The organism is Rhodococcus sp. 5A-K4 (genome assembly GCF_046097995.1).
Lineage (GTDB): Bacteria > Actinomycetota > Actinomycetes > Mycobacteriales > Mycobacteriaceae > Rhodococcus_F > Rhodococcus_F erythropolis.
Window position 1 is genome coordinate 76,408 of record NZ_JBJURM010000010.1, and the last position, 21,521, is coordinate 97,928.

Here is a 21,521-nt window from a genome sequence, read left to right on the forward strand (position 1 = left end):
TCAGGGTAGGTGGAGGTCTTTAAGATCGACAGGTGGATCGGTCTGTTGCTCAATACCAGTCACGTCAATGTCGTAGCGCATTGCGAGAATTCGGTCCCGAAATTTATCAGGCACTCCCGCAAAATCGACGCAAGGAACATCTTTCGAATCAAGAACCAATGGTTCGTCCCTTAAGATCCAGCGCTCGTCCGCTGATGAACCGTCCGTCCAACCACTTTCACTTAGAGCACGCGCAAATTTAGCCTGTACCTCGACGCCCTCGGACGCCAGTGCTGTTTGAACAGCTGTGATCGACTGTGCAAGCGACCGACCCACCGCTCCGCCGCGCGTCATTCGTATCGAGATCAGCGATAGCGGACGCCCTGGAGACGAATCGAGCTGCCCAATTCCGTGGATGGTGTGAACACGTCGCTCCGACGTTGTGGTTTTGACCTCGAGATCGAAGTCAGGCAACACAAAGTCATGCTCCTCGCTCTTCGGACCGGTCCACGATTCAACGGCCAAACGCCACCCGAAACGCTCGCCAACTGCCATCAAAACCGCGATTTCTCCATGCAGTCCAATCCGGCGCTTCGCAGTTGCCGCCTGGCCGGGATCCAAGAGGGCACTCCATGACCGAATCGTCTCGTTGAACGCTCGGTCCAGTGAATACCCTTCGATGACAATGCGATTCGAGATCGATAATGCCAGGTCATGAAAGTCGCGCGTCAGTTCCGATTGAGTCGTACGGATCCGTGCCATACGAAGGCCACGATGCAAGATGCGATCGACGTGAATCGCCGGAAGCCGTGTGCTTGGCGCTTGCTGCGAACGCTCAAGCTCCACGCAAAGGGCGACTTCCTGCCCATCGTCGCCTATTTCATATGTCACGATCGGATGCGACGCTACTTGCGACAGCCGATAGCTCGCAGCCAGTCGTTCAGCGAGGTAATGCTCCACTGTCGACCACTCCAAAACGCCGGGAGTAGCTTTGTCAGTCATTCTCGGTCATCCGGTCCAACTCCGCCCGCGCCGCTGAAACCAGCACTGCCTGCCACAATTGCAGGTTGTCCTTCTCTCGCGGTCCGCTGTATTCCTTCTCGAACAACTGATGGAGCATGAGATACATGAGTGACTTCACAAGCGGAGCATCATTCAGCGTGCCACGACGACCACCCAAGAGTGCGGCCCGATAGAACTGGTTGAGCAAGATCGCCCGATTTTCTCGGTCAATCTCGAAGAAGACGCTGTTCTCAAGGGACTGCCATCGAACTGAGATCGGTTCTTCACCGACAAGCAACGGCAACTCATCCTCTATCGTCTCTCGGACACTCGCGTCGATCCCCTTGCCTGGCCCGATTACGGCCTTTCGGGTCTGCCCCGAACGTTTCCGTGCCTCACGGTATACCGTCTCTGCATCGGCGACGTACTGAGTGAACACCGTGCCGTCGGCACTGGTGGCGGTCTCGAGAGCTGCAACAACTTCCGGAGACATCTCGACACCCTCCTTCTTCACACTTAGCCGGAAAGCGTCGCCTGACCCCGGAGGCAAGTCAATCACGACTCGCGCGAGGGCAAGATGCTGATCGGGTTGACGGAAATTATTCCAACCGCCACCCTGCACGAGCCGGTTGTGCCGATAGAAATAGAATCCCTGCCGTTCCATCACCGACCCCACAGCTTTGTACTCGTCGCGCGTTGATTTCGGTACCCATATGTGAGCTTCGAACTCAATTTCGCCGCTGGAGGGAACCTGCGCGGTGAACGAACGCGGATAATCCGGATTACCAGAAACCGGATATCCGAATGGGTCAAGCGCAACCACGCCGAAGTTCATGTACTCGGTACCCGTCACCACGTCCTCAACAGCGATGGTGATGTTAAATCCATCCTTTGCCAGAAAACGATGGAAATAGAGACCCAGATGAAGGGCGAGTTTGTTGATCGTACGGTGAAGATATCGATCCGTCTGACCACCGCCGCCCGAGCTTGGGAAGTTCTTGACCCCATCCCACCGGATCACTGTTCCGTTCCACACGATCGGGCATCCGTTGTATCGGTCGATCAAACTCTGCGCGTAGTCCAGTTCGACAATGTCACACTCGAAGCCGGCAACTGCGCGCGACATCATCCATCGTCGTCCAACTGGCCGCGTAGTGCGAGTCTTGCTTACGACTGTCACGGACGACGCATGACTCAGCGACGCTGATTTTAATCCCGTCCCAAACATGCCGAGAGCTTGGTCTTGATAATCACGACGCCCACCAACGGTCATTGCGACATCCAATTGCTCTTCGGTCATGCCGTCACCGTCGTCGATAACCAACAAGCTGACTAATCGATCACCTTCGCGGACGAAGTGTATGACGACGTCCTTCGCGCCCGCGTCGATCGAATTATCGACCAAGTCGGCGATCGCAACATCGAAGCCGTAACCCTGGCTACTCAACGCCTCCATATACCGCGCGTCTGGAGGGAGAACCTTGCTTCCCGTTGTCGGAACTTCGAATTTCCAGTCGCTCGCCATATCCATCCTGATTCAAGAAGAATTCACTATCTTGGGAGGACAATATAGGAGAACTAGCCAAAGAATTTGGCGACATGACGATGGGGTCGGAGGGATTTTCACACAGACTACCGATCCCACCAAACGACGCTGGCCCGGTACCGCAATGCGGTACCGGGCCAGTGGAGACGTGGAGCGTGAAACTGCGAATTACGCGGTTTCGGTGATCGGGCGATCGACCCAGCTCATCAGGTCGCGCAGCTTCTTGCCGGTGACCTCGATGGGGTGCTCGGCGTTGGCCTTGCGCAGGCCTTCGAGCTCGGTGTTGCCGTTCTCGACGTTGGCAACCAGGCGACGGGTGAACTCGCCGGACTGGATGTCGGCCAGGATCGCCTTCATGCGCTCCTTGGTGTCGGCGTCGATGACGCGCGGACCGGAGAGGTATCCACCGAACTCAGCGGTGTCGGACACCGAGTAGTTCATGCGGGCGATGCCACCCTCGTACATGAGGTCGACGATGAGCTTGAGCTCGTGCAGAACCTCGAAGTACGCCATCTCGGGTGCGTAGCCGGCCTCGACCATGACCTCGAAACCGGTCTTGACCAGTTCCTCGGTGCCGCCGCACAGCACAGCCTGCTCGCCGAAGAGGTCCGTCTCGGTCTCTTCCTTGAACGTGGTCTTGATGACGCCTGCGCGGGTTCCGCCGATGCCCTTGGCGTAGGACAGAGCGAGAGCCTGGCCTTCACCCTTGGGATCCTGGTCGATGGCGATGAGCGCGGGAACGCCCTTGCCGTCGACGAACTGACGACGCACCAGGTGGCCCGGCCCCTTGGGGGCAACCATGCCGACGGTGACGAACTCCGGAGCCTTGATCAGGTCGAAGTGAATGTTCAGGCCGTGACCGAAGAACAGCGCGTCGCCGTCCTTGAGGTTCGGCTCGATGTCGTTGGTGAAAATGCTGGCCTGAGCGGTGTCAGGTGCGAGCACCATGATGACGTCGGCCCACTCGGAAACCTCGGCCGGCGTACCGACTGTCAGGCCCTGCTCCTGCGCCTTTTCGCGGGACTTGGAGCCCTCCTTGAGGCCGATGCGCACATCGACGCCCGAGTCACGCAGGCTCAGCGAATGGGCGTGGCCCTGGCTTCCGTAGCCGATCACAGCAACCTTGCGGCCCTGAATGATCGACAGATCGGCATCGTCGTCGTAGAACATCTCGACTGCCACAGTTCTCAACCTCTCCTTGGATTTTTACGTGTCTAAAAGTACTAGCGGGTGGCCGTGATCGACTTCGGCCCTCGACCGACTGCCACGACCCCGGACTGAACGATCTCCCGGATACCGTACGGATCAAGCATCCGCAGCAGTGCATCCAGCTTGGACCGAGTACCGGTCGCCTCGATGGTGACGGACTCCGGGGAGACGTCGATCACCTTGGCGCGGAACAGGTTCACCGTTTCGATGACCTGCGTGCGCACGCTTGCATCTGCGCGCACCTTGATGAGCACGAGCTCGCGAGCGACGGATGCTTCACCGTCCTGCTCGACGATCTTGATGACGTTGATCAGCTTGTTGAGCTGCTTCGTCACCTGCTCGAGAGGGAACTCGTCGACCGTGACGACGATGGTCATACGTGAGATCTCGGGGATCTCGGTTCCGCCCACCGCAAGGGATTCGATGTTGAATCCGCGGCGGGAGAAAAGTGCGGAGACGCGGGCCAGCACGCCTGGCTTGTCCTCGACGAGAACACTGAGGGTGTGACTGGTGCTCACTTCTGATCCTCCCCTGTGCCCGCGGCGGGTCCGGCTTGCTCGCGTGACATGGCTTCGTGGATGACGGCGGGCTCGGCAACTGCCTCGTCGTCGTCGAACAGCGGCCGGATGCCCCGGGCCGCCATGATTTCGTCGTTGCTCGTTCCGGCAGCGACCATCGGCCACACCTGTGCGTCCGCGGTGACGATGAAGTCGATCACGACAGGCTTGTCGTTGATGGACTGCGCCTCACGGATCGCAGCTTCGACATCTTCTTCGCGCTCGACACGAATTCCGTGGCAGCCCAATGCTTCTGCGAGCTTGACGAAGTCCGGGATGCGGATGGCGCCGTGCGTTCCGAGGTTGGTGTTGGAGTAGCGCTCTTCGTAGAAGAGTGTCTGCCACTGACGCACCATGCCGAGGTTGCCGTTGTTGATGAGGGCAACCTTGATCGGGATACCTTCGAGTGCGCAGGTTGCGAGTTCCTGATTGGTCATCTGGAAGCAGCCGTCGCCGTCGATCGCCCACACCTCGGTGTCGGGCATGCCCATCTTGGCACCCATGGCTGCGGGAACCGCGTACCCCATGGTGCCGAGCCCGCCCGAGTTGAGCCACGTGCGCGGCTTCTCGTAACCGACGAACTGCGCGGCCCACATCTGGTGCTGGCCGACGCCGGCACAGTAGATGGCATCCGGTCCGGCGAGCTTGCCGACGGTCTGGATGACGTACTCCGGGCTCAGCTGACCGTCGGTGGGACGGTCGTAGCTCAGCGGGTAGGTACGACGGATGTCGTTCAGGTACGCCCACCATTCCGAGAGTTCGAACGTGGTGCCCGTGGCCATGTCGGCACGGATAGCCTCGATGAGTTCGGTGATGACCTCTTTGCAGTCGCCCACGATCGGGACGTCGGCGTAGCGGTTCTTGCCGATCTCGGCCGGATCGATGTCGGCGTGGATGACCTTCGCATCGGGCGCGAAGGAATTCAGCTGGCCGGTAACGCGGTCGTCGAAACGCGCGCCGAGGGTGATCAGCAGATCGCTGCGCTGCAGAGCGGCGACTGCGGCAACGGTGCCGTGCATTCCCGGCATACCGCAGTTGAGGTCGTGACTGTCCGGGAACGCGCCGCGGGCCATCAGCGTGGTGACGACGGGGATACCGGTCAGCTCTGCCAATTCGAGCAGCTCCGGCGAGGAGTCCGACTTGATGACGCCGCCACCGACGTACAGAACCGGCGACTTGGCGTCGGCGATCAGACGTGCAGCTTCACGAACCTGCTTGCCGTGCGGCTTGGTGACCGGGCGGTAGCCCGGCAGACGCATCTCCGGCGGCCACGAGAACGTGGTCTGCGACTGAAGGATGTCCTTGGGGATATCGACCAGGACGGCGCCGGGGCGCCCGCTGGCCGCGAGGTAGAAGGCCTCGGCCATGATGCGCGGGATGTCGATCGCGTCGGTGATCAGGAAGTTGTGCTTGGTGACCGGCATCGTGATGCCGGAGATGTCGGCTTCCTGGAAGCCGTCGGTACCGATCAGCGAGCGCGCCACCTGTCCGGTGATCGCGACGATCGGAACGGAGTCCATCTGCGCGTCGGCCAGTGGCGTGACCAGGTTGGTCGCACCGGGACCCGAGGTAGCCATGCAGACGCCGACCTTGCCGGTCGCCTGGGCGTAACCGGTGGCAGCGTGGCCTGCACCCTGCTCGTGGCGTACGAGCACGTGGCGGACCTTGACCGAATCGAAGAGTGGATCGTAAACCGGGAGCACGGCACCGCCGGGAATGCCGAATACCGTGTCGACCTCGAGCTCTTCGAGGGCTCGAACCACAGACTGCGCGCCGGTTACCCGCTCAGGCGGGAGCTGGCGACGGTTGGCCGTCTGGGTTGCGGCAGCCGCGGTTGTCGGGCTCGGTGTCCCTGACTTGCGCGGCGTGGGTTGAGGCCGTGCTGTTGGTGCGCTCACTGGGAAATCCTCTGATTCTGGCTCCGGGCAACAAAAAACCCCCGTCAGCATCTGCTGAGCGAGGGTGGCGCGTCGTTATCTGGTGAGTTGAAAAATCGACTCAGGCGACGACGCGCCGGCCGATTACGAGCAACTCATTCTGTTTCACGCACTCGACAGTAGAGGCGCTAGTCGCGAACGGCAAACTTGGTGAGTCGACCGTCCCAGAATCTGAGATACATCGGCTGCAATGCGAAGATGTAGAGGTGTCAACTTCGCAGCAGCCCGTGCCACCGGCTCAATCATCCCACACGCCGAAACCACTTCGGCACGTCATCCGCATTTCGCAGCTCGCTTACATGGCGTGCGCGTTCCTCCTGTTCGCGGTCAGCTTCCCGATCTTCGGGTGGCCCGTCGCCTTCAGCTGGTTGCTGATCCTTCCGATCATCGCCGTCTATCTCGTCGCGCGACTGCGCACCACCGTCAGCACTGACGGCCTCGAGGTCCGCTCGACGTTCTCCAAGCGCACCCTCGCCTGGGACGACGTCAAGGGTTTCCGCTTCCCGAAGCGCAGCTGGGCGCGCGCGGAACTCACCGACGGAACCGAGGTGACCCTGCCTGCGGTCAGCTTCGTCAGGCTTCCCGAGATCGCGATCGCCAGCGGCGGCCGCATCACAGATCCCTATGCATCGGCGGCAGAAGCCTTCGCCGCCAAGGAAGCCGAAGAGGAAGAAGCAGCTGCAGAAGCAGAAGCAGAATCCGAGGTCGCCGAGAACTCACAGGACCAGCCCGAAGAGAAGCGCCCGTAGCACGCGAGTAGCGTTGAAAGGCCCTCGCTTCTATTTGAGTGGACCAGCAACGATCACATAAGGAACACGCCCATGCCCCCGTTGAGGTCACGCACCACCACCATCGGACGTAATGCTGCCGGAGCCCGATCCCTGTGGCGCGCCACAGGAATGACGGATTCCGACTTCGGAAAGCCGATCGTCGCCGTAGCGAACTCGTACACCCAGTTCGTACCCGGCCACGTGCATCTCAAGAACGTGGGCGAGATCGTTGCCGAGGCCATCAGTGCGGCCGGCGGCGTCGCTCGTGAGTTCCACACCATCGCAGTCGACGACGGCATCGCAATGGGCCACGGCGGCATGCTCTACTCGCTCCCGAGCCGCGAGATCATCGCCGATTCGGTCGAGTACATGGCAAACGCCCACACGGCCGACGCACTGGTGTGTATCTCCAACTGCGACAAGATCACTCCCGGCATGCTCAACGCCGCGATGCGTCTGAACATCCCGACCGTGTTCGTCTCCGGCGGTCCGATGGAAGCAGGCAAGGCAGTGGTCGTCGGCGGCGTGGCCCAAGCCCCCACCGATCTCATCACCGCGATCTCGGCCTCTGCCAACGATGCCGTGTCCGACGAAGGCCTCGACGAGGTCGAGCGCAGCGCGTGCCCGACATGCGGCTCGTGCTCGGGCATGTTCACCGCCAACTCCATGAACTGCCTGACCGAAGCCCTCGGCCTCGCATTGCCGGGCAATGGCTCCACGCTGGCAACTCACAAGGCTCGTCACGCACTCTTCTCTCGTGCGGGCACCACCGTGGTCGAGGCTGCCCTCAAGTACTACCGCGACGGCGACGAGTCGGTGCTGCCGCGAAACATCGCGACCCCGGCAGCGTTCCGCAACGCAATGGCTCTCGACGTCGCCATGGGCGGTTCCACCAACACCGTCCTGCACACGCTGGCTGCGGCGCAGGAAGGCGAGGTCGACTTCGACCTCGACACCATCGACGCGATCAGCCGCAAGGTGCCGTGCCTGTCCAAGGTCTCCCCCAACTCGGACTACCACATGGAGGACGTCCACCGCGCCGGCGGAATCCCCGCGCTGCTCGGTGAGCTTCGCCGCGGCGGACTCCTCGAAACCGACGTGTCCACCGTGCACACCAAGAGCTTCGACCAGTGGCTCGACGACTGGGACATCCGCTCCGGCAAGGCAACCGACGAGGCAATCGAGCTTTTCCACGCGGCTCCCGGCGGCGTGCGCACCATCGAACCGTTCTCCACGGACAACCGTTGGTCTGCTCTCGACACCGATGCGGCCGGCGGCTGCATCCGCGACGTCGAGAACGCCTACACCGTCGAAGGCGGCTTGGTTGTCCTGCGCGGCAACATCGCACTCGACGGCGCAATCCTCAAGACGGCCGGCATCGACGAGGAACTGTTCTCCTTCCAGGGCCCGGCGCTCGTCGTCGAATCTCAGGAAGAAGCCGTCTCGGTCATCTTGCAGAAGAAGATCAAGGCCGGCGACGTTCTCGTCGTGCGTTACGAAGGCCCCAAGGGTGGCCCCGGCATGCAGGAAATGCTGCACCCCACCGCCTTCCTCAAGGGCGCAGGCCTCGGCAAGGAATGCGCACTGATCACCGACGGTCGTTTCTCGGGCGGAACCTCCGGACTGTCCATCGGTCACATCTCCCCCGAGGCTGCCGCAGGCGGAGTCATCGGACTCGTCCAGAACGGCGATCAGGTCCGCATCGACGTCGCCTCGCGCACGCTCGAGATCCTGGTCGACGACGACGTCCTCGCCGAGCGACGCGCGAAGATGGAGGCCTCCGAGCGCCCGTGGCAGCCGGTCGATCGTCAGCGCACCGTGACGACAGCCCTGCGCGCCTACGCCGCTCTGGCAACGTCCGCCGACAAGGGCGCGGTTCGCTACGTTCCGTAAGTTCTGCCACGAACGGACAAAAGATCCCCGGCCGCTTTTCGGCCGGGGATCTTTTCTGTCAGCGTGCGAGATGAATCGGGATCAGATCCACGCCAGTTCCTCCGGAAAATCTTCATCCGGTGTTGTACGAGCATGCACCACAACCCAATCCGATCATCCCGTCGGTTTGGTACGCATCGTCGGCAGCACCTTCGACAACCACGCCGACACGTAGGACATGCGCATGGCGACCTGAGCCGGCGCAGCGTCCAGGGACTTCTTTCACACGAGAACGGATGAAAGGTCAGCGCCCATACGGAATTCCGCGATGTCGCACATCCGGTCGAGTCCGGAAGCGTCGAGAGACGTCGGAGTACCACCACCGAACGCCACTGCGTCGTAGTTCAGTGGCCTGTAAGCCGTCTTGCGCGGATACACATATACATCATTCTGGTACGGACGTACCGCAACTGTGAGACTCATTGACCACAAGACCGACCGACAGGTACCGAATAGTCGGCCGACACGCGGAGCACGAACGGAACGATATGAGCTATCAGACATTTCAGACTGAATCGCGCGTCCGGCTCGTGAGCGAATTCACTTGGACGTAGGGTTCCAGACACCAGCTGATCAATTCAGATACATGAGGGGGGATGACTTTCAGTCAGGTGATCATTTCGGTCAGTTCGAGCGAGCTGACTTGCACACGGCGCTCACCAGTGGTTCCCTCATCAGGTCGCTGAGACGCACATCACAACGACGACAGTCAGCCACCGCCCGCCACCCACAAGGTCGACGGGAAACAACCAAGGAGCAATACATGCCCGGAGTCGGCATATGGCGCACCAAATCCGTCGAGCAATCGATCGCGGACACCGACGAGCCTGAGACAAAGCTCAAGAAGGAACTGACCGCGAAGGATCTCACGGTATTCGGAGTCGCCGTCGTCATCGGCGCAGGCATCTTCACGCTGACTGCTCGAACCGCAGGCAATGTCGCAGGACCCTCGATTTCACTGGCATTCGTTCTCGCTGCGATCGCCTGTGGCCTTGCCGCGCTGTGTTACGCGGAGTTCGCCTCCACCGTTCCAGTCGCAGGCAGCGCATACACGTTCTCCTACGCGACGTTCGGTGAGTTCGCAGCCTGGATCATCGGCTGGGACCTCATCCTCGAGTTTGCTCTCGCCTCCGCCGTCGTCGGCAAGGGTTGGTCGCTGTACCTCGGCAACGTCATCGGGGCGAGCGGCAGCACCACCGCCCACATCGGGTCGATCAGCTTCGACTGGGGCGCCCTGCTCATCATCGGCGCGATCACCCTGATTCTCGCGATCGGCACCAAGGTTTCCTCGCGAGTCTCCGCGATCATTACCGCGATCAAGATCGCAGTAGTCCTGCTCGTCATCGTCGTGGGCGCGTTCTACATCAAGAAGGAGAACTACTCTCCCTTCATCCCGCCGTCCGAAGGATCCGAGAGCTCTGCAAGCGGAATCCATCAGACCTTGTTCTCCTGGCTGACCGGTGCAGGCGGAAGTAGCTACGGCGCCTACGGATTGCTCGCCGCAGCCAGCCTCGTGTTCTTTGCCTTCATCGGCTTCGATGTCGTCGCCACCACGGCCGAGGAAACCAAGAACCCGCAGAAGTCGTTGCCACGCGGAATCTTCGGCTCGCTCGCCATCGTCACCGTTCTCTACGTTGCCGTCACACTCGTCCTGACCGGCATGGTCAAGTACACCGAACTCAAGGACGGCAGTCCGCTGGTCGGCGATTCCAGCGCCACCCTCGCAACCGCATTCGAGGCCAACGGAATCGGTTGGGCACAAACCGCCATCAACTTCGGTGGCCTGGCCGGCCTCACGACAGTCGTCATGGTCATGATGCTCGGCCAGACCCGCGTCCTCTTCGCAATGTCCCGTGACGGCCTCATGCCGCGCAGCCTGGCCAAGACCAACGCCAAGGGCATCCCGATGCGCATCACGTTGATCGTCGGTGGCATCGTCGCCGTCCTGGCAGCCTTCTTCCCGATGGGCACGCTCGAAGAGATGGTCAACATCGGAACGCTGTTCGCATTCGTCCTGGTTTGTGTCGGTGTCATCGTCCTACGCCGCACCCGCCCCGACCTGCCGCGCGGATTCCGCGTCCCACTGGTGCCCTTCGTGCCGATCGTCGCCGTGCTCGCCTGCGGTTGGCTGATGCTCAACCTCTCGGTCGAGACCTGGATCCGGTTCCTCGTCTGGATGGCCATCGGTGTGCTCGTGTACTTCGCCTACGGTCACCGCAAGTCGGTCCTCGGTCGCAAGCTCAAGGACGGAACAGCCATCCCGTCCGCGAACGCCGACCCGGTACTCGTCAAGGACTGATCCTTCACAGACGAACCGCCGCTCTCCGATTCGGAGAGCGGCGGTTCGTTTGTTCGACGGCGCGAGTTTCAGATGAGCGGATTGGCACCGTTCAGGAAGATCCAAGTGCAGACGCCCGCAGCGATGCCGAGGATCAAGACCACGAGCGATCCGACGAACGGGCGGGTTGCCCAGCCACGACGACCGTCGAGCGAAATACGGCCGGGACCCGTCAAAATGATGACGCCCGCACAGATTCCGAGCAGCATCTCGTACTCGGTACCGGCCGGGGCGAAGTACTCCAGTCCAGGTGCGCTCGCCTGACGCAGCGCCCACGCATTGATCATCACGGCCAGAACCGATGCTGCCGCAACGGGAGTCAGCAACCCCAGGATCAGGAGGGCGCCACCTGCGACCTCACCGACGGCGCCGAGGATCGCCATCCACTTCGCCTGCTGGAACCCGGCATCCGCCAGCATCGTCTCGAAACCGCCCAGACCCGGCCCGTTCCAGATACCGGTCAACTTCTGCAGACCGTGCACCAGTGCTGTTCCGCCGACGGCCAAACGCAGTGCAAGCAAACCGAGGTCGAGAGTGCCTCGGCCCCGCGGAGTCTCGGTGGTCCCTGCCACGGCTTCGGCGGTGGGGACGGCGGTGATCGGAGCGTCGTACGCCGTTTCTCGCTCGAGAGCCACTGTCGGCTGATCCGCGCCCGGCGCTCGGTATGTCGGTATCTGTTCGGTCAGCGAGTTGGCGTTCGTGGAACCGAAATCGAGATCGTCGTCGGTCCGCGGCAACGGATTCTTGGCGCTCACCGTCGGAAATTGTTCGGTGGGCGAGTCATACGGACTGGACACGTTGCCCGTCGGCTTGTCCGCATCCGACAACTCGCTGGGATCTTTTCGCTCGTCAGTCACGTAGGTGAGCCTATGGCCGATTCACGAACTCGACGGGGAACCTTGGTCCGGCGTGGCGGCATCTGCCGTGGGTTACGTAACGTCTTGGGCATGACTACGGGTAGGCATGCAGCGCTGGGCGCACTGGCTCTGGTGCTCGGGACATCGTTGCTCGCAGGTTGCGCGAACTTCGACGAATCGACTGCCTCGCCGTTCACACCCGAACCGACCAACCAGGCAAGCGCCGAAGTGCAGCCGGAGAACCCGCCGCCGTCGACCACGCCGCCGGCGCCGCGGACCGGCCCCCTCGGGCCGTGTCAGGACGCCGACACCGCCGTGATCGCAACCTGTCTCGACACCACCGGCGGCCTCGTCACACTCCCGGACGGGAACTCCGGGCTGGTGGCCGAACGGCGAACCGGCCGAATCATACAGGTAGCCCCCAACACGACACCGGTCGAGGTTGCCAAGATCGATGTCGACGGCAGCGGCGACGGCGGACTGCTCGACATCGCCCTCTCCCCCACATTTGTCGAAGACAACCTGATCTATGCCTACGTCACCACCGGAACCGACAACCGGGTGGTCCGCATTGCTCCCGGTGACACCGCCAAGGAGGTCCTCGGCGGAATCCCGCGCGGTGCAAGCGGCAACGGCGGATCACTCGAGTTCGCGGCCCCGGACCAGCTCATGGTCCTGACCGGCGATACCGGCAACCCTGCGGTTGCTCAGGATCCTGGCTCGTTGGCGGGGAAGCTGTTGCGAGTCCGATCGCTGACGCCCAACGCTGCGCCGCCTCGCCCAGAAGTTGTTCTGTCCGGAATCGGAAACGGCGGCGGCGTATGTGTCGATCCAGGCATCGCGACGTGGGTCACCGACCGAACCACTCTCGAAGATCGCCTCCAACGCGTCGGCGCCGACGGCACGGTGACATCCCCCGCGTGGACGTGGCCCGACCGACCCGGAGTCGGCGGGTGCATCGCAGCGCAGGGAGTGGTAGCTGTCGCGCTGGGGGCCGGCAAAGCGATCTCGGCGCTGGCCGCCGATCCGGGAACAGGAGCAGTCACGACCGCACCGTCGGCAGTGGCGAAAGACACGTACGGCCAACTGGGCGGTTTGGCGCTCGGATCCGACGGTTTGATGTGGGCGAGCACGATCAACAAGACCGCGGGCGAGCCGGGGCCGAACGACGACAAGGTGGTCAAGATCCCGATGCCGAGTGGCAGCGGCGGGATCGACTGACCTGAGATCGCCGAGCAGCATGTCTGTTCGGTCACGGATCGCGTGACCGAACATGCACAGATGCGTACTCTTTTGTTAGCGGGGCTAATCACTCCGCATGTGCCAGGAGCGGTTGGCCAACCACGACAAAGGAGTCGGAATGAAGGCAATCCAGTACACGAGAATCGGCGCGGAACCCGAACTCACGGAAATTCCCAAACCCGAGCCCGGTCCAGGTGAAGTGCTCCTGGAAGTCACCGCTGCCGGCGTCTGCCACTCGGACGACTTCATCATGAGCCTGCCCGAAGAGCAGTACACCTACGGCCTTCCGCTCACGCTCGGCCACGAAGGCGCAGGCAAGGTCGCCGCCGTCGGCGAGGGTGTCGAAGGTCTCGACATCGGAACCAATGTCGTCGTCTACGGGCCTTGGGGTTGCGGCAACTGTTGGCACTGCTCACAAGGACTCGAGAACTATTGCTCTCGCGCCCAAGAACTCGGCATCAATCCTCCCGGTCTCGGTGCACCCGGCGCGTTGGCCGAGTTCATGATCGTCGATTCTCCTCGCCACCTTGTCCCGATCGGTGACCTCGACCCGGTCAAGACGGTGCCGCTGACCGACGCCGGTCTGACGCCGTACCACGCGATCAAGCGTTCTCTGCCGAAACTTCGCGGAGGCTCGTACGCGGTTGTCATTGGCACTGGCGGGCTCGGCCACGTCGCCATTCAGCTCCTCCGTCACCTCTCGGCGGCAACGGTCATCGCTTTGGACGTGAGCGCGGACAAGCTCGAACTGGCAACCAAGGTAGGCGCTCACGAAGTGGTTCTGTCCGACAAGGACGCGGCCGAGAACGTCCGCAAGATCACTGGAAGTCAAGGCGCCGCACTGGTTCTCGACTTCGTCGGCTACCAGCCCACCATCGACACCGCGATGGCTGTCGCCGGCGTCGGATCAGACGTCACGATCGTCGGGATCGGGGACGGCCAGGCCCACGCCAAAGTCGGGTTCTTCCAAAGTCCTTACGAGGCTTCGGTGACAGTTCCGTATTGGGGTGCCCGCAACGAGTTGATCGAATTGATCGACCTCGCCCACGCCGGCATCTTCGACATCGCGGTGGAGACCTTCAGTCTCGACAACGGTGCCGAAGCGTATCGACGACTGGCTGCCGGAACGCTCAGCGGCCGTGCGGTTGTGATCCCTGGTCTGTAGACCGACAGCGGCAAAACGACAGCGGTAAATACTGATGCCCGGCCGAATTCGATTCGGCCGGGCATCAGTGTCAGAAATTCAGTGTGCGCTAGCTGCACGCCTCGATGACAAGTTCCTTCACACGAGCCGCGTCTGCCTGTCCTCGGGTGGCCTTCATGACGTCGCCGACGATCTTTCCGGCGGCCTGGACCTTGCCGCTGCGGATCTTGTCCGCGATGTCGGGGTTGGCTGCGAGTGCCTCGTCGACGGCTGCCTTGAGCTTGGTTTCGTCACGTTCGACGACCAACTCCGGGTGGGCCGCGACAACCTGCTCCGGGTCACCCTCGCCGTCGAGGACGTGATCGACGACCTGGCGAGCGACCTTGTTGTTGAGCTTGCCGCTGTCGATGAGAGCTACGACCTGCGCAACCTGCGCCGGGGTGATCGGCAGAGCGCCGAGTTCGACGCCGCGGGTGTTGGCCTGCTGCGACAGGTAGGACAGCCACCAGGAGCGCGCTGCCTCGGGCGAAGCACCGGCTTCGGTGGTCGCAATCACCAGATCGATGGCGCCGGCGTTGACGAGGTCACGCATGACCTCGTCGGAGATTCCCCAGTCCTTCTGGATCCGCGCGCGGCGAATCCAGGGAAGCTCCGGCAAGGTGCCGCGCAGTTCTTCGACCCACTCGGCGCTCGGAGCAACAGGCTCGAGATCCGGTTCCGGGAAGTAGCGGTAGTCCTCGGCCGTTTCCTTGCGGCGTCCGGCGGCGGTGGTGCCGTCGGCTTCCTGGAAGTGGCGGGTCTCCTGGATGACCTCGCCGCCGGCGTCGAGAACTGCTGCCTGACGGCGCATTTCGTAGCGAACTGCGACCTCGACGCTCTTGAGGGAGTTGACGTTCTTGGTCTCGGTACGCGTTCCGAGTTCCTTGGCGCCGATCGGCATCAGCGAGATGTTGGCGTCGCAGCGCATCGATCCCTGATCCATCCGCACGTCCGAGACGTCGAGTGATTTGAGCAGATCACGAAGCGCCGTCACGTAGGCGCGGGCAACCTCGGGAGCGCGCTCACCGGCACCGTGGATGGTCTTGGTGACGATCTCCACCAGCGGCACACCCGCACGGTTGTAGTCGAGCAGTGAGTGGCTCGCACCGTGGATACGGCCCGTAGCGCCACCGACGTGGAGGGACTTACCGGTGTCCTCCTCCATGTGTGCGCGCTCGATGTCGACACGCCACGTCGTCCCGTCGTCGAGGATCACGTCGAGGTATCCCTCGGTTGCGATCGGCTCGTCGTACTGGGAAATCTGGTAGTTCTTCGGCTGATCCGGGTAGAAGTAGTTCTTGCGTGCGAATCGGCCCCAAGGCGTGATGGAGCAGTTGAGAGCAAGGCCGATCCGGATCGCGGACTCGACAGCGGCTGCGTTCACCACCGGCAACGAACCGGGCATGCCCAGACAGACCGGGCACACCTGGGTATTGGGTTCGGCACCGAACTCGGTGGGGCACGGGCAGAACATCTTGGTCGCGGTGCCGAGTTCTACGTGCACCTCCATACCCATCACAGGCTCGTACTTGGTCAGTACTTCGTCGTAATCGAGGATGTCGGGCGCATCGACAGCAGTCATGGTGATCAGTTTATGCGTCTGCGGCTCAGCCGAAGAATGCGGCTGCCTCCTCGTAGCGCTCCTTGGGCACCGTCTTGAGTTTGCGGGTCGCCTCGGCGAGCGGAACGAGGTCGATGGACGTTCCGTGCAACGCGACCATCTGACCGAAATCTCCGCGGTGAGCTGCGTCGGTGGCATGAACGCCGAAGCGAGTGGCGAGGATGCGGTCGTGCGGCGTCGGGGTGCCACCGCGCTGGATGTGTCCGAGGACGGTGGTGCGAACTTCCTTGCCGATCCGGCGCTCGATCTCGTTTCCGAGCTGCTGCGCGACACCGGTGAAGATCTTGTGGCCGAACTCGTCGATGCCACCTTCGCGCAGAGTCATCGACGCGGGATCGGGCATCGCACCTTCAGCCACGACGCAGATGAAGTGGGAGTCGCCACGCTGGAAGCGCTTCTTGACCATCGCGCACACCTCGTCGACGTCGAACGGCTGTTCCGGAACCAGAGTCAGGTGTGCCCCCGACGCCAGTCCGGCCTGCAGCGCGATCCAGCCCGCATGCCGGCCCATGACCTCGACGAGCATGACGCGCTGGTGCGATTCGGCCGTGGTGTGGAGCCTGTCGATGGCGTCGGTGGCGACAGCCAAGGCGGTGTCGAAACCGAAAGTCACGTCGGTGCAATCGATGTCGTTGTCGATCGTCTTGGGCACACCGATCACGGGTACGCCGCTCTCGGAAAGCCAACTGGCCGCGGTGAGTGTGCCTTCGCCGCCGATCGGGATCAGGACGTCGATCCCGTTGTCGTCGAGGGTCTGCTTGATCTGATCGAGGCCCGCACGGAGTTTGTCGGGGTTCACGCGAGCGGTGCCGAGGATCGTGCCGCCGCGGGTGAGGATGCGGTTGATGCGGTCATCGGAGTCGAGCGGGACCTTGCGGTCCTCGAGCAATCCTCGCCAGCCGTCCCGGAATCCGACCACGGTACTGCCGTAACGACCGGCCGACGTACGTACGACGGCGCGGATGACCGCGTTCAAGCCCGGGCAGTCGCCGCCGCCCGTGAGGATTCCGATTCGCATAGTGCAGCACCTCTCGTGACCGGATTGTGGATCTTGGTGTCCATCTTCCCCCAGTCACCGTATTGCCGCAGGATAGCGGCGTTGCCGAGCCGCAACGCCGCGCCGCACGGGACCCCTAACCCGGCGTGACGAGCCCGCTTTCGTACGCCAACACGACTGCCTGGGCGCGATCGCGCAGATCGAGCTTGGACAGCACCTTCCCGACATGGGTCTTGACGGTCTGCTCTGCGACGAACAGCCGCTCGGCAATCTCGACGTTGGACAATCCGCGGGCAATCAGTTCGAGGACCTCGCGCTCACGCGGGGTCAGCGCATCGAGCGCTGCGGGCCGTGCGCGCGGTGCGGCCCGCCGGCTGGTCACATCGGCAATCAGGCGACGCGTCACCGTCGGCGCCAGCAAGGCCTGCCCTTCGGCGACGACGCGCACCGCCCGAATCAGTTCCTCAGCCGGTGCGTCCTTGAGCATGAACCCGCTCGCTCCGACGCTCAGGGCCTCGTAGACGTAATCGTCGATGTCGAAAGTGGTAAGCATGAGGACTCGCACCGGCGGCTCCCATCCGGCGGACAGAATCTGGCGGGCAGCGTCGAGTCCGTTCATCTCGGGCATACGAACATCCATCAACACCACGTCCGGACGCAATCGCGCGACCTCGGCGACGGCGATCTTGCCGTCCGGCGCATCGCCGATCACGCTGATGTCGGGCTGGGCGGAGAGTAGGGCTCCGAACCCTTGTCGAACCATCGCCTGGTCGTCTGCGATGAATACTGTGATGGGCACTCGGACAGCCTAGGCGGGCATCGACGGCAACTCGGCCCGGACCTCGAACCCTCCGTCCTCGCGCCGGTTTGCCAACAGCATGCCGCCCACCGCCGAAGCCCGCTCACGCATTCCGCGTATTCCGTTGCCACCAGTGGTTTCCGACGCCGAGTGCTGATTGCCACCCAATGGCGAAGGCCCGTTGTTCACGAGCGCGCTCACCGATTGCGGGCCGAACGCCACGGCGACGTCGATGGGTCCGCCTGGTGAATGCCTGGCCGCATTGGTAATCGACTCCTGAATGATCCGGTAGAGCGCAAGGCCCGTGGATTCCGAGACCGACGCTCGATCTCCGTCGACTCGCCACGACACCGGAAGTCCGGCACGGGTACTGCCGAGCAGCAGGTCGTCTAACTGATCGACGCCCGGTTGCGGGGCCGTCACCACGGAGTCACCGTCGCTGCGCAGCACTCCGAGGAGACCACGAATCTCGTTGAGCGCTGCTCGCCCTGTCTCACTTATCGATTCGAATTCGGTCCGGATCTCGGGAGTGACCGCATCGAGTCGGTACGGCGCACTCTGCGCTTGCACGACCACCATCGACATGTGGTGGGCCACGATGTCGTGCAAGTCGCGGGCGATCCGCGCCTTCTCCTCGAGGATCGTTCGCCGAGTGCGCTCGAGTTCACTGACTTCTTCCTGCTTGGCCAATTGACGACGAGAGAGAACCAACCAGCGGATCAGCAGGCAGAAGACCACCAGCGCGCTCAATCCGACAGCCCAACCGGCTCCGTCGCTTCCCGGAGCGTTGCCGAGGAAAAGCAGCACCGTGGCGATCCAGGCGACGCCGACAACCTGAATGGGCGCCCGCAGACTCACCGCGGCGAGCAACGACATCAGCACGATGATGTGGACGACCTGCCACGGGTAGTCGTAACCAGTTGTGTTGTCGAACACCAACGGGATGATCAGTGCCGACACCGCCGACACCGCCCACCCCAATGGAGCGTTGATCCGGATCAGGACAAACGGAAAGGCGGCCAACGCGGCGACGAACGGCATGATCGGTGGCGAAACATGATGCGTCAGTTGCAGTGTCGGCCAGGCAATCGAATAGAGGATCAGAGTGATCACTACGATGACGATGTTCCAGAACTGACCGCGGGCCACGAAACTGGTTGCCCGGCGCACCTTCTCCGAATGTACGACCGCCCCGTCGAGGCCGGACAGCATCGACCCGGCAGTGGTGTATGTCGGCGCGGGCACACCCGGTGCGCCTCTGTTCTTCCTTCGGACCTTGATCACCCGTCAAGCCTATGAAGGCGAACCCCGAAAGTCCTCATACTGCAGAGTGAGATCCCCCTACCTCCGAGGTATCACAGGGGAGGGAATTCTCACCCGATCGCACGTCGGAGAACCCCTCTCCAGAGCGATGACCGCCAGGATTGTCCGTTCATAGCGTGAACGGCATGCGGATCACACGAGTGAAAGACCTCTCTCGAAGCGCCGGCACCTGGGCTGCCCTGGCGCTGGCGGCAACGGCAGCGATCACCGTCACTGCCGGAGCGAGCGGAGCCGAGCCGCCGCGCACCGAGAATTCGAACGCATCCAGGGCGATCGCCACTGTGACTACCGCGGATGCCTCTGATGCTGCGACCACCATCCCGTCGGATTTCGCCGCATTTGCCGGATACACGCCTACCGTCGTCGACGGATACCTCGCCAACCCCCACGGCGACTGCTCGTCACCGATTCCGCTTCCCGACGAATTCGACTCGGCCTGCAAAGCACACGATCTCGGGTACGACCTACTCCGCTACGCGCATTCGCACGGAACGGAACTGGGGCCGTGGGCCCGCCAGGTCCTCGACGGTCAGCTCGACGAGCGAATGCATGCGGCCTGTGAAGACCGCACGTCCTTTCTCTCACGTGGGTATTGCTTCGCGATGGCCGATGTCGCCGTCACAGCGGTGAACGGAAACTCTTGGCGCCAAAGCTATCTGACTCCGGTCGCGGAATCGGGGTTCGGTTACGGCACGGCCGGAGTTCTGGCAGTTTCCGCCCTCGGCTTCACCCTGATGCGATCGCGGCGCCTCGATCCGTCGAACGAGTTCTCCTTCTCCCCGAAAGCGATTGCAGCATGAGCGTTCTGAATGCGTCACGGACCCCCGTTCTCGCCCGAGTCGGGGCGCTCGCACTCCCCCGGGTGTCCGCGAGCGTCGCCGTGGCAGCGATGTCCGCCGTCTCACTTGCCCCTGGACTGCTGCCGAGATCAGCCGTACTCCAAGGGGTGTTCAGCGGTCTGCTCGTCGCGATCGGACTACTGGCGATGTGGGCGTTCTCCGCGGTAGCCCGTCGGCTCGTCCCCGACCGGGTCAAGGCCCGATTCGACGAACGTCATTGGCGCATCACCGCGTTCGGGTTGTCGACTGCCGGCACCGCAGTTGCGATGTTCGCCGCCGCCGGTTGGCAGAACTCGCTGCGAGCAGCGATGGGCGCACCGCCTGCCGGGCTGATCCACTGGGTGGAGGCGGGGTGCATTGCCTCGCTGACCGCCCTTGCACTCTGGGGCCTCGGGGTCGGACTTTCGAAGGCGCTGCGGTGGATGGGTTTCGCGCGGAGCGTGGGCGCACTGGTCATGGGAGTCCTCGGCGTGCAGTTGGTCGTCGGTCCCGCCGTCTGGAACGGTCTCGCCGATTCGTTCGACAAGTCCAACGCGTACATCGACACCGCTCTGACACAGCCACTTTCGACCTCCGCGACAGGCAGCTCCGAATCGCTCATCTCGTGGACCTCGATGGGCGCGGAGGGACGCAAGTTCGTTGCTGCAGGCGAAGACTCGGTGCGCGTCTACGCCGGTGTGGATTCCGCACCCGATGCCGCATCGCGTGCCGCTCTCGCCGTGAGTGAGCTCGATCGCGTCGGCGGCTTCGCCCGCAACAGCGTCGTGGTGGCCGTTCCGACCGGCTCGGGCTGGATCGACACCCACGCAGTCGACGGTATCGAGCAACGGTTCGGCGGAGACGTCGCGATAGTCGGACAGCAATACTCCGACGCACCCAGTTGGGCGACATTCCTGTTCAGCCGCGACGACGCCGAAGAATCAGCCACCGCCCTGTTCACGGCTGTCGGTAGCCACATTGCCGCGATGCCTGCCGAAGAGCGACCGGACCTGTTCCTCTACGGACAGAGCCTCGGCGCCGTCGGCGGCAGCGCCGCACTGACCGAGGCTCTGTCCGAGAGCAGTGCCACCGTCCCGTGCGACGTGTTGTGGGCCGGTCCCCCGGCCGGCGCGACACGAACGGACGGCGCAACCGTCCTCGCGAACACGTCCGACCCGGTGGTGTGGTGGTCCCCCGCCCTCGCGACGCAGAAGCCGGATCTGAGCCGTGCCGTGCAGGACGGCCCGATCCCGCAGTGGATCCCGGGCGTCACGTTCTTGCAGACCACCGTCGACATGCTCGGTTCGCTCGGTGTACCCGCCGGTCACGGCCACCGCTACGGAACCGATCAGGGGACAGCTTTGGGGACTTGCTCCTGAAACTGCTGTGCGCCTTTATTAACCGCGGGGGG

18 protein-coding genes are annotated in these 21,521 nt (G+C 62.9%); 7 read left to right on the forward strand and 11 right to left on the reverse strand.

Translation table 11 applies throughout. The features are described from left to right. The 5 genes from ACKAMS_RS15255 to ACKAMS_RS15275 form a co-directional block, all read right to left on the reverse strand. The gene (locus ACKAMS_RS15255) at window positions 1-981 is read right to left on the reverse strand and encodes a PD-(D/E)XK motif protein (protein WP_408989206.1); all 981 of its coding nucleotides are present in this window, start codon (window positions 979-981) and stop codon (window positions 1-3) included. After that, window positions 974-2,506, reverse strand: coding sequence for an ATP-binding protein (locus ACKAMS_RS15260; RefSeq protein ID WP_166809687.1), 1,533 nt, complete (start codon window positions 2,504-2,506; stop codon window positions 974-976). Before ACKAMS_RS15260 ends, ACKAMS_RS15255 begins: the two co-directional genes overlap by 8 nt. Window positions 2,507-2,695: 189 nt before the next feature. Further along, window positions 2,696-3,697, reverse strand: a complete 1,002-nt coding sequence (gene ilvC, locus ACKAMS_RS15265) for a ketol-acid reductoisomerase (RefSeq protein WP_172436500.1) — start codon at window positions 3,695-3,697, stop codon at window positions 2,696-2,698. A gap of 53 nt (window positions 3,698-3,750) precedes the next feature. Beyond that, window positions 3,751-4,254 (reverse strand): acetolactate synthase small subunit, encoded by a 504-nt coding sequence (gene ilvN, locus ACKAMS_RS15270; RefSeq protein ID WP_003944718.1) that lies wholly within the window; start codon window positions 4,252-4,254, stop codon window positions 3,751-3,753. Beyond that, complete coding sequence (locus tag ACKAMS_RS15275) at window positions 4,251-6,191, reverse strand: acetolactate synthase large subunit (RefSeq protein ID WP_019747929.1); 1,941 nt, start codon at window positions 6,189-6,191, stop codon at window positions 4,251-4,253. The genes ilvN and ACKAMS_RS15275 overlap by 4 nt, the downstream gene beginning before the upstream one ends. A 266-nt stretch (window positions 6,192-6,457) precedes the next feature. Between ACKAMS_RS15275 and ACKAMS_RS15280 the strand changes: the two genes are divergently transcribed. Continuing rightward, on the forward strand, window positions 6,458-6,979 hold the full coding sequence (locus ACKAMS_RS15280) for a PH domain-containing protein (protein ID WP_397510037.1): 522 nt from the start codon (window positions 6,458-6,460) through the stop codon (window positions 6,977-6,979). 72 nt (window positions 6,980-7,051) lie between these two features. Next, window positions 7,052-8,893: a dihydroxy-acid dehydratase gene (gene ilvD, locus ACKAMS_RS15285; protein WP_019747927.1), complete on the forward strand. Its 1,842-nt coding sequence runs from the start codon at window positions 7,052-7,054 to the stop codon at window positions 8,891-8,893. A 261-nt stretch (window positions 8,894-9,154) separates the two neighbouring features. On the opposite strand, the gene ACKAMS_RS15290 is transcribed toward ilvD, so the two are convergent. After that, on the reverse strand, window positions 9,155-9,355 hold the full coding sequence (locus tag ACKAMS_RS15290) for a hypothetical protein (protein WP_408989207.1): 201 nt from the start codon (window positions 9,353-9,355) through the stop codon (window positions 9,155-9,157). Between the two features lie 340 nt (window positions 9,356-9,695). On the opposite strand from ACKAMS_RS15290, the gene ACKAMS_RS15295 reads away from it, so the two are divergent. Continuing rightward, window positions 9,696-11,231 carry an amino acid permease gene (locus ACKAMS_RS15295; RefSeq protein ID WP_019747924.1) on the forward strand — a complete coding sequence of 512 codons (1,536 nt, stop codon included), beginning with the start codon at window positions 9,696-9,698 and terminating at the stop codon, window positions 11,229-11,231. A 68-nt stretch (window positions 11,232-11,299) separates the two neighbouring features. Here the strand turns inward: ACKAMS_RS15295 and ACKAMS_RS15300 are convergent, their stop codons facing one another. Continuing rightward, entirely contained in the window at window positions 11,300-12,127 is an 828-nt protein-coding gene (locus ACKAMS_RS15300) for a DoxX family protein (protein ID WP_019747923.1), read from the reverse strand. Window positions 12,128-12,217: 90 nt separating this feature from the next. On the opposite strand from ACKAMS_RS15300, the gene ACKAMS_RS15305 reads away from it, so the two are divergent. Together ACKAMS_RS15305 and ACKAMS_RS15310 are read left to right on the forward strand one after the other, a co-directional pair. Then, the gene (locus tag ACKAMS_RS15305) at window positions 12,218-13,348 is read left to right on the forward strand and encodes a PQQ-dependent sugar dehydrogenase (protein WP_408989208.1); all 1,131 of its coding nucleotides are present in this window, start codon (window positions 12,218-12,220) and stop codon (window positions 13,346-13,348) included. Window positions 13,349-13,487: 139 nt separating this feature from the next. Next, window positions 13,488-14,534 (forward strand): NAD(P)-dependent alcohol dehydrogenase, encoded by a 1,047-nt coding sequence (locus ACKAMS_RS15310; protein WP_408989209.1) that lies wholly within the window; start codon window positions 13,488-13,490, stop codon window positions 14,532-14,534. 88 nt (window positions 14,535-14,622) lie between these two features. On the opposite strand, the gene gatB is transcribed toward ACKAMS_RS15310, so the two are convergent. From gatB to ACKAMS_RS15330, 4 genes are all read right to left on the reverse strand, one after another. Further along, on the reverse strand, window positions 14,623-16,134 hold the full coding sequence (gene gatB, locus ACKAMS_RS15315) for an Asp-tRNA(Asn)/Glu-tRNA(Gln) amidotransferase subunit GatB (protein WP_019747920.1): 1,512 nt from the start codon (window positions 16,132-16,134) through the stop codon (window positions 14,623-14,625). Window positions 16,135-16,159: 25 nt separating this feature from the next. Next, window positions 16,160-17,191 (reverse strand): ATP-dependent 6-phosphofructokinase, encoded by a 1,032-nt coding sequence (locus ACKAMS_RS15320; RefSeq protein ID WP_019747919.1) that lies wholly within the window; start codon window positions 17,189-17,191, stop codon window positions 16,160-16,162. A 115-nt stretch (window positions 17,192-17,306) separates the two neighbouring features. Then, window positions 17,307-17,969: a response regulator transcription factor gene (locus ACKAMS_RS15325; protein ID WP_007729374.1), complete on the reverse strand. Its 663-nt coding sequence runs from the start codon at window positions 17,967-17,969 to the stop codon at window positions 17,307-17,309. 9 nt (window positions 17,970-17,978) lie between these two features. Further along, window positions 17,979-19,253 (reverse strand): histidine kinase, encoded by a 1,275-nt coding sequence (locus ACKAMS_RS15330; RefSeq protein WP_322742213.1) that lies wholly within the window; start codon window positions 19,251-19,253, stop codon window positions 17,979-17,981. A 164-nt stretch (window positions 19,254-19,417) separates the two neighbouring features. Here ACKAMS_RS15330 and ACKAMS_RS15335 point away from each other — a divergent pair, with 164 nt between their 5' ends. Both ACKAMS_RS15335 and ACKAMS_RS15340 read left to right on the forward strand, forming a co-directional pair. Then, a complete protein-coding gene (locus ACKAMS_RS15335) occupies window positions 19,418-20,092 on the forward strand; it encodes a hypothetical protein (RefSeq protein ID WP_029255103.1) in 675 nt (224 codons plus the stop codon). Then, complete coding sequence (locus tag ACKAMS_RS15340) at window positions 20,089-21,489, forward strand: alpha/beta-hydrolase family protein (protein ID WP_408989210.1); 1,401 nt, start codon at window positions 20,089-20,091, stop codon at window positions 21,487-21,489. The genes ACKAMS_RS15335 and ACKAMS_RS15340 overlap by 4 nt, the downstream gene beginning before the upstream one ends. Window positions 21,490-21,521: the final 32 nt, after the last annotated feature.